We start from the raw sequence: 16,225 nt of genomic DNA, 5'->3' as shown, positions 1-16,225 counted from the left end.
CATATTGGGATATGTATGCAAGAGGAGCCATAGTAGGCTTAACAAGAGGAGCTAATAAGAATCATATAATAAGAGCTACTTTAGAATCAATAGCATATCAAACAAGAGATGTATTAGAAGCAATGCAAGAGGATTCAGGCTTAAAATTAAATCATCTAAAAGTAGATGGAGGAGCAGCAGCAAATGATTTCTTAATGGAATTTCAAGCAGATATATTAGGAACATCAGTAAGAAGACCAGAAACTTTAGAGACAACAGGATTAGGAGTAGCTTATTTAACAGGATTAGCAGTTGGATTCTGGGAATCAAAAGAGGAAATAAGTTCACAATGGAAACTAGAGAAAGAATTTTTACCAACAATGTGTGAAGAGGAAAAAGAGAAGAAATATAGAGGATGGAAAAAAGCAGTAAAAAGAGCAATGGAATGGGATGAAGAATAAAAAAATAAAAAAAAACTTGACAAATAATCCTAAAAATAGGATAATAAATTTGTAAAAAGAATAATGACAGGAGAAAAAAGTGAGTCGACACAAGGTAGTAATACTACCTTAGTTTGTCGACTTTTTTTATTTTTAGTTAGGGGGTAAGATATGTTAGATGTAATTGTAATTGGAGCTGGAGTAATGGGTGCTGCTGTTTCTCGTGAATTATCAAAGTATAATTTAAAAGTTATGGTTTTAGACAAAGAGAATGATGTTTCAAATGGAACAACAAAAGCTAACTCAGCTATAGTTCATGCTGGATATGATGCCAAAGAAGGAACATTAATGGCAAAATATAATGTTTTAGGAGCAGCAATGTATGAAGAACTTAGTAAAGAAATAGGAGCTCCTTACAAAAAAGTTGGTTCTTATGTTTTAGCTTTTTCAGAAGAAGAAAAAAAACATATAGAAACATTATATGAAAGAGGAATAAAAAATGGAGTTCCTGAATTAAAACTTATTGGAAAAGATGAAATTTTAGAAAAAGAACCAAATATTAATAAAAATGTAGTAGGAGCTTTATATGCAGGAACAGCTGGTATAACAGGTCCTTGGGAATTTACAATAAAATTATTAGAAAATGCAGCTTTAAATGGAACAGAAGTTTTAGTTGATGCTGAAGTAGTTAATATAGAAAAATTAGAATCAGGATATAAAGTAATATTAAAAGATGGAAGAGAGTTTGAAACTAAAATAGTTATAAATGCAGCTGGTGTTTATGCTGATAAAATAAATGATATGGTAAGTAAAGAACATTTTGATATTCATCCAAGAATTGGAGAATATTATGTTCTTGATAAAGTTCAAGGAAAATTAGTTAATAGTGTTTTATTCCAATGTCCAACAGAAATGGGAAAAGGAGTATTAGTAACAAGAACAGTTCATGGAAATATAATGGTTGGACCAACAGCTGAAGATGTAGAAGATAGAGATTATGTAGGAACAACAACTCATGGACTAGATGATATAAGAAGACAAGCAGCTAAAACAATAGAAAATATAAACTATAGAGATAGTATTAGAAACTTTACAGGAATAAGAGCTGAATCTAGTACAGGAGATTTTATAATAGGAGAGGCTTCTGATGCTAAAGGATTCTATAACATAGCTGGAACTAAATCACCAGGACTTTCTTCAGCTCCAGCAATTGGATTAGATGTAGCAAATATGATAGTAGAAAAACTAGGAGCAACTAAAAAAGAAGTATTTAAACAAAATAAACCTCAAATTCATTTTATAGAACTTTCTCCAGAGGAAAAAGCAGAGGTAATTAAAAAAGACCCTAGATATGGAAGAATAATTTGTAGATGTGAAAGCATAACAGAGGGAGAAATTGTAGATGTTATCCATAGAATGGTAGGAGCAAAAACTGTAGATGGAGTTAAGAAAAGATGTAGACCAGGTACAGGAAGATGTCAAGGTGGATTCTGTGGACCAAGAGTACAAGAGATTTTAGCTAGAGAATTAGGAAAAGAGTTAAATGAAATTGTATTAGATAAAAAAGGTGCATACATACTTACAAATGAGACAAAAATTTCTAAATAGGAGGAGTATATAAATGAGATATGATTTGGTAGTAGTTGGTGGAGGACCAGCTGGATTAGCAGCAGCAATAGAAGCAAAGAAAAATGGAATAGAAAGTATTTTAGTTATAGAAAGAGATAAAGAATTAGGTGGAATTTTACAACAATGTATTCATAATGGATTTGGATTACATGAATTTAAAGAACAATTAACAGGACCTGAATATGCTGGAAGATTTATTGAGCAATTAAAAGAAATGAATATTGAATTTAAATTAGATACAATGGTTTTAGATGTAACTCCAGACAAAAATGTTCATGCTATAAATAGTGTAGATGGATATATGTTAATAGAAGCTAAGGCTGTTATACTAGCTATGGGATGTAGAGAAAGAACTAGAGGAGCTATAGGAATTCCAGGAGAAAGACCAGCTGGAGTATTTACAGCAGGGGCAGCTCAAAGATTTGTAAATATGGAAGGATATATGGTTGGTAAAAAAGTTCTTATTCTAGGTTCTGGAGATATTGGACTTATAATGGCAAGAAGAATGACATTAGAAGGAGCTGAAGTTAAGGCTGTTGTAGAATTAATGCCATTTTCTGGAGGATTAGCTAGAAATATAGCTCAATGTTTAAATGACTATAATATACCTTTATATTTAAGCCATACAGTTATTGATATTCAAGGAAAAGAAAGAGTAGAAAAAGTAGTTATAGCTAAAGTTGATGAAAATAGAAAACCAATTCCAGGAACTGAAAAAGAATATGAAGTAGATACATTATTATTATCAGTAGGATTAATTCCTGAAAATGATATTTCAAGAGCTACAGGAGTAGAAATAGACGGAAGAACATCTGGAGCTGTAGTAAATGAAATGATGGAAACAAATATTGAAGGAATATTTGCTTGTGGAAATGTATTACATGTACATGATTTAGTAGACTTCGTAAGTGCTGAAGCAAGAAAAGCTGGAAAAGCAGCTGCAAAATATATAAAAGGAGATATGTCTACAGGAGATTATGTAGAACTTAAAAATGGATTTGGAATAGGATATACAGTCCCTCAAAAATTTAGATTAAATAATGTTGAAAAAGGATTAGAAGTTTTCATGAGAGTTAGAAATATTTATAAAAACATGGTTCTTCAAGTAAGAGATGGAGAAAATGTAGTATTTAGTATTAAAAAACCTCATGTAGCACCAGGAGAAATGGAAAAAATAATAATTCCTAAAGCTAAATTAGAAACTATAAAAGGTAAAGAAATTGTGGTAGAACTTGTAGGAGGGGATAAATAATGAAAAAAGAAATGATATGTATTGTTTGTCCAATGGGATGTCATTTAACTATAGATACTGATACTTTAGATGTTACTGGAAATACATGTCCTAGAGGAGCTGAATATGCAAAAGAAGAGTTAGTAGCTCCAAAAAGAGTTATAACTTCAACTGTAAGAATAACAGGAGGACTTCACCATAGATTACCTGTAAAAACAAATGGTGCTATACCAAAAGATTTAAACTTCAAATGTATGGAAGAATTAGCAAAAGTTGAATTAAAATCACCAGTAAAAGTTGGGGATGTAGTAATAAAAAATGTTTTAAATACTGGAGTAGATGTAGTAGCTTGTAGAGATATGTAATAAAAAATAATTTTAGAAAAAGAGTGGGTATCCACTCTTTTTTAAATTTATGGAGTTTTTTCTTAAAATTTAGTATAATTTATTTTGAACATAGATTATAAAAAATGGGAGGAATAAATGAAAATAATAGTTGTAACAGGGATAAGTGGTGCAGGGAAAACCACAGCTTTAAATATTTTAGAAGATGCTGGATATGTGACAATGGATAATCTATTAAGTAATATGGTAATTTTTTTATTACAGAATTTAGATAGAGGGGAAAAAACTTTAAAAATAGATAAATTAGCTTTAGGATTAGATAATAGAACGATTCATACTGCAGAAGATTTTATGTTAATTTATAATTGTTTAAAAAATTTAAATATGAATTTTGAAATATTATTTTTGGATTCTTCAAATGAAACAATATTAAAAAGGTATAATCTAACAAGAAGAAGACATCCAGTAGAGGGAGCAACTTTATTAGAAAGTATAAAAAATGAAAAAAAAGCCATGAGCATTATAAAAGAAAAAGCTACTTTTGTAATAGATACTACAGATATTACAGCTAAAGAATTAAAAAAGGAAATTTTAGAAATAATAAGCAATACAGAAAATATAGATATAAATATACATTTAGAATCTTTTGGATATAAATATGGAATACCAATGGATAAAGATTTAATTTTTGATGTAAGAGTTTTGCCTAATCCATATTATGTGGAGGAACTTAGAAGTAAAACAGGAAATGATAAAGAAGTATATGATTATGTTATGGAAAATAAAGATTCAGAAGAATTATATAAAAAAATATATGATATGATAAAATTTTTATTACCTCTTTATAAAAAAGATAATAAACAACATCTATCAATAGGAATTGGATGTAGTGGAGGACAACATCGTTCAGTTGCTTTTGTAAATAGATTGGCAAAAGATTTAAAAGAAATAAAAGGAATAAAAATTTTAAAAAGACATAGAGAAGGAGTGAAAGAACACTGGACATAAAAAAATATATTATTCCTGAAAATCCAGGAGTATACTTAATGAAAAAAAATAATGAAGTTATATATGTAGGTAAAGCTAAGAATTTAAAAAGAAGAGTTTATTCATATTTTTTTAGAGAACACGAAGATGAAAAAACAAGAAATCTAGTAAAAAATATAGAAGATATTGAAACTATAATTTGTAATAGTGAAATAGATGCTTTTGTTTTAGAAAATAATCTTATAAAAAGATATTCACCAAAATATAATATATTATTAAAAGATGAAAAAACTTATCCATATATAAAAATTTCTAAAGAGAAATTTCCTAAAATAAGTATAGTAAGAAGTACAAGGGCTTTAGATACAAAAAGTGGAGAATATTTTGGACCTTATCCTCAAGGAGCTTGGAATTTAAAAAAAATTTTAGTAAAACTTTTTAAAATTAGAGATTGTAATAAAGATATGAATAAAATATCACAAAGACCTTGTTTAAAATATTATATGAAAATGTGTGATGGACCTTGTAAATATAAAGATATTGAAGAAAAATATAAGGAAAATGTAGAAAATATTATAAAAATTTTAAAAGGACATGGAGAAATAGTTTTAAAACTTCTTCAAGAAAAAATGAAGAATGCTTCGGAAAAAATGATGTTTGAGGAAGCTATTTTTTATAGAAATCAAAGTAATGAAATAAAAAATGTAATAAATAATCAAGTTACTGAATATGGAAAAGGGATAGATGAAGATGTTTTTTCAATTATAATAGATGGAGATTTGTTATTTTTATGTGTGCTAAATATGAGAGAAGGTAAAATTTTAGGAAAAACTTCAAGTACTATAAAATTGAAGGATAAAATTTATGGAGATATTTTTCAAGAGGTAGTTAGAGAATTTTATTCAAAACATCCAATTCCTAAAAATATAATTTTTCAAGCTGAATATATTGAAAGTGATGAACTTATAAAAGAGTGGTTAAAATTAAATAAACATGAAGTTGTACATACATATTATCCTAAAATAGATGGAAGAAGAAAAAAATTATTAGATATGGCTCTTTTAAATATAAATAAAGATATTATAGATTATTATAATAAAAAGACTGTAATAGAAGAGGGAATGGAAAAACTTTATAAAGAGTTAAATCTAAAAAATTATCCTAGAAAAATAGAATGTTTTGATATTTCTAATATTCAAGGAAAGGATGCTGTAGCTTCAATGGCTGTAGCTGTAGAGGGAAAAGCCTCAAAAAAAGATTATAGGAAATTTAAAATAGAATGTAAAGATACTCCTGACGATTTCCAAATGATGAGAGAAGTAATAACAAGAAGATATTCAAAATTAGAACCAGAAAAATTTCCAGATATAATTTTAATAGATGGAGGACTTGGACAGATAAATGCTGCTGGAAAAATATTAGAAGAAATAGGTAGAAATGGAATATCTGATTTATTAAGTATTGCCAAAAAAGAAGAGTTAATTTATAAATATGGAGAAGATATTCCTTACAGATTTTCTCATTCAGATGAAGCTTTAAAAATTTTAATAAGGGTGAGAGATGAAACTCATAGATTTGGGATAACTTATCATAGAAAATTAAGAAGTAAAAGAGTTTTAAAAAGTGAATTAGATGATATAAAAGGAATAGGAGAAATAAGAAAAGAAAAACTTTTAAAGAAGTTTGGAAGTGTAAAGAAAATAAAAGAAGCGACTTTAAATGAATTAAAAGATATATTACCTGAAAAAATTGCTATAGAATTACTTGAAAAAATAAAAAAATAATACAAAAATTTATTTTTTTGATATAATATAAAATAGAGTAAGTTTAGTATGTAGTAGACTTGGGGGGGATATGCTAATATATTTTATAATATTAATTTTAATAATAACATTTATAATATTTTTAAAAATCCAAGAAAAAACAAATATAAATACAATAGAAAAAATTTTAAAAAGTTTAAATGAAAAAAAAATATATGATAAAATTCCAGCTGGTTTAAAAGAAGAATACATGGAAACTTTACATAAAATAATAAAACAAGATTTAGAATTAGATAATTCTATATTTGAATTAAGAGAATATAGAAAAGAATTAGAGGTAACATATAATACTTTGTTGGAAAAATCAAAAAAATTAGAATATTCTAATCAAAGTTTAGAAGAAAAAGTTACATCTTTATCAAATATAAATGCTCTTTCAAGAACCGTTTTATCAATAATGGATTTAGACCACATTATAAATATTATTTTGGATGCTTATTTTGTATTGACAGGAGCTAAAAAAATATCTCTTTATTTGTGGGAAGAAGGGAAACTAGTTAATAAAAAAGTAAGAGGGGATATAGGATTTAAAGGGGAAGTTTCTTTTCCAGAAGTAACTTTAAAAGAATTTACTTATAGAGATTATAAAAGAGTTTATGAGGAATTAAAAAAAGAATTTCCAATAAAAGAAGAGGAAATAATAATAGTTTCTCCACTTTTAATAAAAGAGAAAGAATTTGGAGTAATATACATAGTAGAGGATAAAGATAAATTTACTACAAATGATGAAGAAACAATATCAGCTTTAGCTATTCAAGTGGCTATAGCTATAAATAATGCTAAAATGTATGCTGATTTAAGAGTAAAAGAAAGAATTTCTCAAGAATTAGAAGTAGCAGCTAAAATTCAAGAAAAAATACTTCCTCAAAATGTATCTAATATTTATGGACTTCAAATTGAAAAATATTTTAATCCTGCTAAAGAAATAGGAGGAGATTATTATGATTATTCTGTGATAGATGATGAGAATTTTTCTATCACTATAGCTGATGTTAGTGGAAAAGGAGTACCAGCTGCATTTTTAATGGCTTTAGGTCGTTCGATTATGAAAACCTTAGAAATACAAAAACTAACTCCAGCTAATACTTTGAAAATTCTTAATAAAATAATATATCCTGATATAACAGAAGATATGTTTATAACAATGTTACATAGTAATTTTAATTATAAAACAAAAATTTTAACATATTCTAATGCAGGTCATAATCCATTAGTTGTATATAAGGCAAAAAATGATGAGATACAATTACATACAACAAAAGGTGTAGCTATAGGATTTTTAGATGATTATAGATATTGTCAAAAAGAATTAAAATTAGATAAAGGGGATATAGTAGTATATTATACTGATGGAATAACTGAGACAGAAAATCATGAGAAAGAATTATTTGGGATAGAAAGATTAAAAGAAGTTATTTATAAAAGTAAGGATAAAACTCCATGTCAAATTAAAGATATGATATTAGATGCTATTAATAATTTTAGAAAAGGATATCAACAAGTAGATGATTTAACTTTTGTTATAATAAAAAATACTGAAGATAGTGAGATAGAATAGGAGAATTTATGAATAATAGATGCAGAAATGTAGGAGGTCAAGCTGTAATAGAAGGAGTTATGATGAGAAATGGTTCTTTAATAGCTACTGCTGTTAGAAGACCTAATGGTGAAATTGTATATAAAAGAACAAATTTATCATTAAAAAGAAAAAAATTATCAGAAATTCCATTTGTAAGAGGAGTGGTAACTTTATTTGATTCTCTTGTAATAGGAATGAAAGAATTAACATTTTCAGCAAATCAAAGTGAAGAAAATGAAGAAGAACAATTAACAAACAAGGAGGCAGTATTAACAACATCTCTTTCATTAGCTTTAGGTATAGGACTTTTTATAGTTTTACCTTCAATAATAAGTAGTTTTTTATTTCAAGAAAATAAAGGATATGTAAATTTATGTGAAGGAATATTGAGACTTGTATTCTTTTTACTTTATATTTGGGGAATTTCATTTTCAGATGATATAAAAAGAGTATTTGAATATCATGGGGCTGAACATAAAACTATTTATGCCTATGAAAATGACTTAGAATTAACTCCAGAAAATGCAAAAAAATTTACAACTTTACATCCAAGATGTGGAACAAGTTTTTTATTAACTGTTATGTTAATAGCAATTATTGTATTTAGTTCAATCGATTATATATTGCCAACACCAGAAACATTATATATGAAAATATTATTAAGAGTATTTTTAAGAATATTACTAATGCCTTTAATAGCTGGATTATCTTATGAATTTCAAAGATTTTCTAGCAAACATTTAGATAATTTTTTTATAAGAATGTTAGCAATGCCAGGTATGGCATTACAAAAAATAACAACAAAAGAACCAAGTGTTGAACAATTAGAAGTAGCAATAGTAGCAATGAAAATATCTCTTGGACAAGAGGTAGAAAATGCTATTGAAATAGATAAATAGGGATATTAACAAAATAATAGGAGGAAAGATGTATAATATAAGAAAAATTTCAGAAGAGCTTTATTATTTAGGTAGTGATGATATTCGTTTAGAATTATTTGAAAATATTCATCCTATCCAAAAAGGAGTTTCATACAATTCTTATTTATTGTTAGATGAGAAAACTGTTTTGTTAGATACAGTTGATTCATCAAAAGGAAAAGAATTTTTAGAAAAAATAAAAGTAGTTTTAAATGGAAGAGCTTTAGATTATTTAATAGTTCATCATGTAGAGCCAGACCATGGAGCTATGATAGGAGAAGTTGTTACTTTATATCCTAATATAAAAGTGATAGCTTCAAAACAAGCTTTTGTATTTATAAAACAATTTGGTGCAAATATTAAAGAAGAAAATATGATAGTGGTAAAAGAGGGAGATAAAATATCATTTGGTAAACATGAGTTTACATTTGTAGGAGCTCCAATGGTGCATTGGCCAGAGGCTTTAGTAAGTTATGAGTCAACAACAAAAACATTATTTAGTGCAGATGCTTTTGGAACTTTTGGTTGTTTATATGGGAAATTATATGATGATGATTTTAATATAGAATTAGAATTATTAGAAGAAATGAGAAAATATTATACAAATATAGTAGGTAAATTTGGAGTTCAAGTTCAAACTTTATTAAAAAAAGCAAGTGGTTTAGATATAAAAATGATATGTCCTTTACATGGACCAATTTGGAGAACAAATCTTTCATTACTTTTAGATAAGTATAATAAATGGAGTAAGTATGAACCTGAAGAAAATGGAGTATTAATTGTATATGCTTCAATGTATGGAAATACAGAAAAAGGAGCTATTACATTAGCTAATAAATTAAAAGAAAAAGGTTTAGCTAATTTAGCAGTATATGATGTATCAAAAACTGATGTTTCAACTTTAATAGCTGAAACTTTTAAATATAGTCATTTGGTATTGGCTTCTCCTACTTACAATATGGGAGTGTTCCCTATTATGCATAATTATTTGGAAGATATGAAAGCTTTAAATGTTCAAAATAAAATAGTTGGAATAATAGAGAATGGAACATGGGCTTGTAAAGCTGGAGATGAAATGATAAAAATAATAAAAGAAATGAAAAATATGATTGTATTAGAAGAAAAAGTGAAAATAGTTTCATCTTTAAATGAAAAATCAGAGCAAGAAATAGAAAGTTTAATGGATTCAATTTTAAAAACTTTATAAAATTATAATAACAATTATTGAAAAAAAGTTGTCTAAAAAAAGACAACTTTTTTTATTGGAGAGTGATAATGGTATATTTAACAATTTTTTTAGGTGGGATTTTATCTTTTTTTTCACCTTGTATTTTACCAGTACTTCCACTTTATATTGGATATTTATCAGGAAATAATTTGGAAAATAAAAAGAAATTAATATTAAATACTATATTTTTTACAATTGGTATATCCTTTGCATTTATTGTATTAAGTATGGGATTTTCAACTTTTGGAATGTTTTTACAAAAATATAGAGATTTAATAAGTAAAATTTCAGGTATTCTTATTATATTTTTAGGTTTTTTTCAAATAGGATTATTTAGAGTGTCTACTTTAGAAAGAGAAAGAAGAATGGAAATTGAAATAAAAAATATAAATCCTATAGTAGCATTTTTATTTGGATTTACATTTAGTTTTGCTTGGACACCATGTATTGGACCAGCTCTTTCGAGTATACTATTTACAATAACAGCTTTAAAAGATATAAAACAAGGATATATTTTAATGGGATTTTATACTTTAGGTTTTACTTTACCTTTTTTAATAACTGCTTTATTTAGTTCATATTTTATAAAAATTTTTAGAAAAAATATGAATGTAGTAAATTATACTAGTAAAATAATGGGTATTTTATTAGTAATTTTAGGAATAATTGTTTTTATGGGAAAATTAAATGAAATAATAGGTTATTTATTATAAAAATGAGGTGATATATGAAAAAAGTTATAAGTTTATTATTTTTAGTTTTTACAATTTTTAGTTATGGAAATGAAGCTAAAGCTCCAACATTTTCATTAAGAGATCAATATGGAGTTATTCATAATTTAGAAGATTATAGAGGGAAAGTAGTATTTTTAAATTTCTGGGCTACTTGGTGTCCTCCATGTAGAAAAGAAATGCCTGAAATAGAAGAACTTTATAAAGAATATGGAGAAAATAAAAAAGATGTAATATTTTTAGGTGTTAATAATGAAAAGAAAGAAAATGTAATAAAATTTTTAAAAGAAAATAATTATACATTTCCAACAGTATTTGAGGAAGGAGAAAAAATAACAAGTCAGTATTTTATATCAGCATTTCCTACAAGTTTTGTTATAGATAAAAATGGAAATGTTTATGGATATGTTATGGGAGGTCTAACAAAAGACCAAATAAAGAATGTTTTAGAAAAAGTAAGACAATAGATAATAAAAAAGAGAGAATCATAAAAGGTTCTCTCTTTTAATTTATAAGAATTTTTAGTAGGGGCGTAATTATTATTTAGCTGAATAAAAACATCTTTTTGGAGATATTATAGATTCTTCAGCTTTTAATTCTTTTATAGCTTTATCAACTAATTTTTTATCTTCTCCTAGAGCTTCAGCAATTTCTCCAGCTTTCATAGGTTCAGATTTTTGTAATAATTCTAATACTTTATCTTTTAAATTCATAATTTTCCTCCGTTAATTTATATTTATACAAAAATGATATCATATCAAACTAAAAAAGTCAAGAAAAATAATAATTGATTTTTTTACAATAAATGATATAATATTAATCTATTGATATTTTTATATCAATTTTTTTATTGAAAAATATTTTAAGGAGGAAAAATGATAAAAATAGGAAAAAGACAATTGTTAAAAGTTAACAATTATACTCCAATCGGATTATACTTAGATGCAGAAACAGGAAATGAAGAAGACAACATACTTCTTCCAAAAAATGAATTAGAGTTATTAGAAAAAAAACCAGAAATTGGTGAGGAATTAGATGTATTTATTTACAGAGATTCAGAAGATAGACTTATTTCAACATTAAGAGTTACATATGCTACAATAGGAACTTTAGCAAAATTAGAAGTAACAGATATAAATTCTAAAATAGGAGCTTTTCTTGATTGGGGATTAAAAAAGGAATTATTACTTCCAAAAGGGCAAGAAGTAGGAAAATTAGAAATAGGAAAAAAATATTTAGTAGGACTATATGAAGATAAAAAGGGAAGAATATCAGCTACAATGAAAGTTTATAAATTCCTTTTACCTTGTAAAGATTATAAGAAAAATGATTTAGTTACAGGAACTGTTTATAATATAGATAATAATATAGGAGTTTTTGTAGCTGTAGATGATAGATATTTTGGAATGATGCCTAAAAATGAATATTTTAAAGAATATAAAATAGGGCAAGAAATTACAGCAAGAGTTATAAGAGTAAGAGAAGATGGAAAATTAGATTTAGCTCCTAGAAAATTAGCTTTTGAACAATTAGATGATGATGGAAAAATTATTTTAGAAAAAATGAGAATCTTAAAATCTGCTTTTCATTTTAATGATAAAAGTTCTCCAGAAGAAATTTATGATTATTTCGGAATAAGTAAAAAAGCTTTTAAAAGAGCTATAGGAGGTCTTTTAAAACAAGGACTTATAGAAAAAAATGGAGAAAATTTTGTGTTAAAGAAATAAAATAAAGCTTTTAAAAGAGAAATTAAAATTTTAGTTAAAAATCTTGTATACTATATAAGCAATTTGTAATATATATTGTATTTTTTTTACAAAAAAAGTTGATTTTTATAAAAAAATATAATATAATAATAATGCGTACATTTTAACAAAACGGAGGTTTTATATGGAACAAAAAAAAGGTTTTTTTAACAAGTTTCTGGATGGAGTAGAAAAAGTTGGAAACAAATTACCACATCCTATAACATTATTTTTTATATTATCAGTATTAGTTATTGTAATATCAGAAATCTGTGTTAGAACAGGAGTAGAAGTTACTTATACAGGAATGAATATGAAAACTAAAAAGATTGAAGACATTACTCTTCAAGCAAAATCTTTATTAGATGCTAATGGAATTAGATATATTTTTAATAGTATGACTAAAAACTTTACTGGATTTGCTCCTTTAGGAACAGTTTTAGTAGCTATGATAGGAGTTGGAGTAGCAGAAGGAACAGGACTTATTAATGCTTCTCTTAGAAAATTAGTTTTATCAACACCACCAAGATTATTAACAGCTGTTTTAGTATTTGCTGGAGTTATGTCAAATATCGCTTCTGATGCTGGATATGTTGTATTAATACCTCTTGGAGCTATAATTTTTGCTTCAGTTGGAAGACATCCATTAGCTGGTCTAGCAGCAGCTTTTTCAGGGGTATCTGGAGGATTCTCAGCTAACTTATTACTTGGAACAATAGACCCATTACTTGGAGGAATTTCAACAGAGGCAGCTAGAATATTTGCTCCTAATTATACAGTATTACCTACAGCTAACTGGTATTTTATGATGGTATCAACTTTCTTAATTACTATATTAGGAACAGTAGTTACTGAAAAAATAGTAGAACCAAGACTTGGAGAATATAAAGGTGACCATAAAGAAGAATTAACTGAAATGGGAGAATTAGAGCAAAGAGGATTAAGAAATGCTGGAATTTCTTTAGTTATTTTCTTGGTAATTATGGGATTCTTAACAATTCCAGAAAATGCAATATTTAGAGAAAATGGAAATTTAAATAATTTTATGGGTAATGGATTATTACCAATTATTATGTTATTCTTTATGATTCCAGGATATGCTTATGGAAAAACAGTTGGAACAATAAAAACAGATAAAGATGTAGCTAAACTTATGGGTAAAGCATTAGCTAGTATGGGTGGATATATGGCATTAGCTTTCGTAGCTGCTCAATTTATAGCTTACTTCTCATATACAAGTTTAGGAACAATAGTTGCTGTTAAAGGTGCTGATTTCTTACAATCAATAGGATTTACAGGATTCCCATTAGTAGTAGCATTTATTTGTGTAGCAGCATTTATTAATCTATTTATGGGTTCTGCATCAGCAAAATGGGCTATTATGGCTCCAGTATTTATTCCAATGTTTATGAGATTAGGATTCTCTCCAGAATTGACTCAAGCAATGTATAGAATAGGAGATTCTTCTACTAATATTATTTCTCCATTAATGTCATATTTTGCTTTCATAGTTGCTTATATGCAAGGATTTGATAAAGAAAGTGGAATGGGAACTCTTATTTCAACAATGTTACCATATTCAATTACATTCTTAATTGGATGGACAATATTACTAATGATATTCTTCTTCTTAGGACTTCCTATTGGACCTGGTGTTGTAATGCATTATGTAATGTAATAATAAAGATTAAAGGCTATAGATATACTATAGCCTTTTTTATTCTAAAATAAAATATACACCAATAAGTAAAAAAATTATTTATCATAAAGTTTTTTAAGTTATAAATTAGTATGATATTTTATATAAAGTTATATTTTTAAAATTTTTACTATAAAATTATTATTTTTTCTTGAAAGAATAATTTTATAAGTATCATCTAAAGAATATGGATAATCTTCTCTATAATGAGCTCCTCTGCTTTCTTTTCTTTCTAACATACTTAAGATTAACATTTTAGTTACTTCCAATCTTAAATATATTTCTAAACCTTTACTTTTAATATTTTCTTTTATACTAAAATTATTTTTTAAATTTTCTATTTCTTTTAATGAAGTATTTAAAACTTTTTCATTTCTTTTTATATTACAAGCTTTTGAAGTAATAGCTTTTAATTTAGTCAAAATTTCATTTTCAGATAAAATATTTTTTCCATCTATTAAAGAATCTAGCCAATCATTAAATTTTAATTGAAAATCTAAGAGAGAATATTCTTTAAAATCAGAATTTTTTAAGTAGTTTATGGCTGAAATTATAGCTCTTTTACCAAAGACTAAAGAACCACCAACAGAATTTCCACCTAATCTATTAGCTCCTTCAATGCAAGAAGATATTTCTCCAACTGCATATAATCCTTTTACAGAGGTTTCAGAATTATTATTTATCTTTATACCTCCATTACAACTATGGACAAAAGGAGTAATTATAACCTCATCTTTACACATATCTATTCCCATAGTATCTTTTAACCAACTTAAATAAACTTTATAAAATTCTCCCTCATCTTTATATAAATCTTTTGAATATTTTAAAATTACCCCTTCATTATCTAAAGATTTTATCATTTTTAAATCTATTTTATGACTTTCAAAATCAAAACTAAAAGGAGCATAACCACTTCTTTCTATCCATAAATTTTTATTTTCAGGATTATTTATACCATCAAAAATTAAATTGTTATTTAAGTCAAACATTCCTTCACAGTATTTAAGAGTATGTTCACCAAATAAAGTATTATACTTTGGTTTTAAAAAACCAGGGATAAATTGAATAAACTCCATATTTTGTACTTCTGCTCCAGAATCCAAAGCTACAATATGTCCTATTCCGTTAACATCTTCTGGATATAATTTATGTTTAAAATTCCCAGCTATTCCACCTGTAGCAAGAATGATAATAGGCGAAGAAATACCAAAAAATTTATCTTTATTTTTAAAGATTCCTCCGATAATTTTTTCATTATCTTTTATAATTTTAACTATAGATGTGTTTTCAAATATTTTTAAGTTTTCAAAGTTTGAAAATATCTCTTTACCTTTTTCTCTAGCCTTTTCCCAATCTTTTATAAGATAAATATCTCTAGGATATTTAGCAAAACAAGCTGGTCTTCTATCATTTCTTAACCAAGGTTCAAAACCAATTTCTTTTAATGAAGAAATATTATCAGGGATTTCATTTATATAAGTTTTTATTAAATCTTCATTTTCCATTTTGTTTCCAATATTTTTTATATCTTCTAAAAATTTTTCTCTATCTTCATTATTTAAAGTAGATTGAATTCCTAAAGTACCTTTTAAAGGAAAATAACTAGCTCCACCACCAAAATTTCCATTTGTAATTAAACAAATATTTTTACCAGTTTTTACAGCTTCTTTAGTTGAAACTAATCCAGCAATTCCACTACCTACTATAACAATATCAAAATTTAAAATAAAATCTAACTTCAATTTTCCTCCTTGAAATAATATTAATATATTAGATTATATAAATAAAATTAAATCTTTTCAATAAATTAACAGAAAAATTCTTTTTTAGTTTGAAATCTTAACAATAAAAAAAAATTATGATATAATTTAATTTAGGATAAGGAGG

General features: G+C 26.0%; 15 protein-coding genes. 13 read left to right on the top strand and 2 right to left on the bottom strand.

Annotated elements, in window-relative coordinates; all coding sequences use genetic code 11:
• From T364_RS0103780 to T364_RS11035, 11 genes are all read left to right on the top strand, one after another.
• A partial coding sequence (locus tag T364_RS0103780; protein WP_027128399.1) for an FGGY-family carbohydrate kinase occupies positions 1 to 440 on the top strand: 440 nt, incomplete at its 5' end.
• A gap of 150 nt (positions 441 to 590) precedes the next feature.
• The gene (locus T364_RS0103775) at positions 591 to 2,027 is read left to right on the top strand and encodes an NAD(P)/FAD-dependent oxidoreductase (RefSeq protein ID WP_027128398.1); all 1,437 of its coding nucleotides are present in this window, start codon (positions 591 to 593) and stop codon (positions 2,025 to 2,027) included.
• Between the two features lie 13 nt (positions 2,028 to 2,040).
• Positions 2,041 to 3,300: an NAD(P)/FAD-dependent oxidoreductase gene (locus T364_RS0103770; RefSeq protein WP_027128397.1), complete on the top strand. Its 1,260-nt coding sequence runs from the start codon at positions 2,041 to 2,043 to the stop codon at positions 3,298 to 3,300.
• Positions 3,300 to 3,644: a DUF1667 domain-containing protein gene (locus tag T364_RS0103765; RefSeq protein WP_027128396.1), complete on the top strand. Its 345-nt coding sequence runs from the start codon at positions 3,300 to 3,302 to the stop codon at positions 3,642 to 3,644. The genes T364_RS0103770 and T364_RS0103765 overlap by 1 nt, the downstream gene beginning before the upstream one ends.
• A 117-nt stretch (positions 3,645 to 3,761) precedes the next feature.
• Entirely contained in the window at positions 3,762 to 4,631 is an 870-nt protein-coding gene (gene rapZ, locus T364_RS0103760) for an RNase adapter RapZ (RefSeq protein WP_027128395.1), read from the top strand.
• Positions 4,622 to 6,394 (top strand): excinuclease ABC subunit UvrC, encoded by a 1,773-nt coding sequence (gene uvrC, locus T364_RS0103755; RefSeq protein WP_027128394.1) that lies wholly within the window; start codon positions 4,622 to 4,624, stop codon positions 6,392 to 6,394. The genes rapZ and uvrC overlap by 10 nt, the downstream gene beginning before the upstream one ends.
• Before the next feature lie 70 nt (positions 6,395 to 6,464).
• On the top strand, positions 6,465 to 7,991 hold the full coding sequence (locus T364_RS0103750; RefSeq protein ID WP_027128393.1) for a PP2C family protein-serine/threonine phosphatase: 1,527 nt from the start codon (positions 6,465 to 6,467) through the stop codon (positions 7,989 to 7,991).
• 8 nt (positions 7,992 to 7,999) lie between these two features.
• Positions 8,000 to 8,911, top strand: a complete 912-nt coding sequence (locus T364_RS0103745; RefSeq protein WP_027128392.1) for a DUF1385 domain-containing protein — start codon at positions 8,000 to 8,002, stop codon at positions 8,909 to 8,911.
• A 28-nt stretch (positions 8,912 to 8,939) separates the two neighbouring features.
• Entirely contained in the window at positions 8,940 to 10,139 is a 1,200-nt protein-coding gene (locus tag T364_RS0103740) for an FprA family A-type flavoprotein (RefSeq protein ID WP_027128391.1), read from the top strand.
• A 68-nt stretch (positions 10,140 to 10,207) separates the two neighbouring features.
• Positions 10,208 to 10,873: a cytochrome c biogenesis CcdA family protein gene (locus T364_RS11040; protein WP_027128390.1), complete on the top strand. Its 666-nt coding sequence runs from the start codon at positions 10,208 to 10,210 to the stop codon at positions 10,871 to 10,873.
• Between the two features lie 14 nt (positions 10,874 to 10,887).
• Positions 10,888 to 11,358: a TlpA family protein disulfide reductase gene (locus tag T364_RS11035; protein WP_081775661.1), complete on the top strand. Its 471-nt coding sequence runs from the start codon at positions 10,888 to 10,890 to the stop codon at positions 11,356 to 11,358.
• 72 nt (positions 11,359 to 11,430) lie between these two features.
• Here the strand turns inward: T364_RS11035 and T364_RS0103725 are convergent, their stop codons facing one another.
• Positions 11,431 to 11,604, bottom strand: coding sequence for an HTH domain-containing protein (locus T364_RS0103725; RefSeq protein ID WP_027128389.1), 174 nt, complete (start codon positions 11,602 to 11,604; stop codon positions 11,431 to 11,433).
• 162 nt (positions 11,605 to 11,766) lie between these two features.
• On the opposite strand from T364_RS0103725, the gene T364_RS0103720 reads away from it, so the two are divergent.
• Complete coding sequence (locus tag T364_RS0103720; RefSeq protein WP_027128388.1) at positions 11,767 to 12,618, top strand: CvfB family protein; 852 nt, start codon at positions 11,767 to 11,769, stop codon at positions 12,616 to 12,618.
• 163 nt (positions 12,619 to 12,781) lie between these two features.
• Entirely contained in the window at positions 12,782 to 14,314 is a 1,533-nt protein-coding gene (locus T364_RS0103715) for an AbgT family transporter (protein ID WP_027128387.1), read from the top strand.
• A gap of 131 nt (positions 14,315 to 14,445) precedes the next feature.
• Here T364_RS0103715 and T364_RS0103710 read toward each other — a convergent pair whose 3' ends face one another.
• Positions 14,446 to 16,080 (bottom strand): FAD-binding protein, encoded by a 1,635-nt coding sequence (locus tag T364_RS0103710; RefSeq protein WP_027128386.1) that lies wholly within the window; start codon positions 16,078 to 16,080, stop codon positions 14,446 to 14,448.
• Between the last annotated feature and the right edge of the window lie 145 nt (positions 16,081 to 16,225).

Source organism: Fusobacterium perfoetens ATCC 29250, assembly GCF_000622245.1.
Lineage (GTDB): Bacteria > Fusobacteriota > Fusobacteriia > Fusobacteriales > Fusobacteriaceae > Fusobacterium_B > Fusobacterium_B perfoetens.
The sequence above is the reverse complement of the archived record's forward strand: the minus strand, read 5'-3'. Positions and strand labels throughout refer to the sequence as shown.

Excerpts from the sequence above, each read along its gene's own strand:
- T364_RS0103770 (WP_027128397.1), top strand. The coding sequence starts at position 2,041 with ATGAGATATGATTTGGTAGTAGTTGGTGGAGGACCAGCTGGATTAGCA.
- T364_RS0103775 (WP_027128398.1), top strand. The coding sequence starts at position 591 with ATGTTAGATGTAATTGTAATTGGAGCTGGAGTAATGGGTGCTGCTGTT.
- rapZ (WP_027128395.1), top strand. The coding sequence starts at position 3,762 with ATGAAAATAATAGTTGTAACAGGGATAAGTGGTGCAGGGAAAACCACA.
- T364_RS0103740 (WP_027128391.1), top strand. The coding sequence starts at position 8,940 with ATGTATAATATAAGAAAAATTTCAGAAGAGCTTTATTATTTAGGTAGT.
- T364_RS0103725 (WP_027128389.1), bottom strand. The coding sequence starts at position 11,604 with ATGAATTTAAAAGATAAAGTATTAGAATTATTACAAAAATCTGAACCT.
- T364_RS11040 (WP_027128390.1), top strand. The coding sequence starts at position 10,208 with ATGGTATATTTAACAATTTTTTTAGGTGGGATTTTATCTTTTTTTTCA.
- T364_RS11035 (WP_081775661.1), top strand. The coding sequence starts at position 10,888 with ATGAAAAAAGTTATAAGTTTATTATTTTTAGTTTTTACAATTTTTAGT.
- T364_RS0103745 (WP_027128392.1), top strand. The coding sequence starts at position 8,000 with ATGAATAATAGATGCAGAAATGTAGGAGGTCAAGCTGTAATAGAAGGA.
- T364_RS0103715 (WP_027128387.1), top strand. The coding sequence starts at position 12,782 with ATGGAACAAAAAAAAGGTTTTTTTAACAAGTTTCTGGATGGAGTAGAA.
- T364_RS0103720 (WP_027128388.1), top strand. The coding sequence starts at position 11,767 with ATGATAAAAATAGGAAAAAGACAATTGTTAAAAGTTAACAATTATACT.
- T364_RS0103750 (WP_027128393.1), top strand. The coding sequence starts at position 6,465 with ATGCTAATATATTTTATAATATTAATTTTAATAATAACATTTATAATA.
- T364_RS0103765 (WP_027128396.1), top strand. The coding sequence starts at position 3,300 with ATGAAAAAAGAAATGATATGTATTGTTTGTCCAATGGGATGTCATTTA.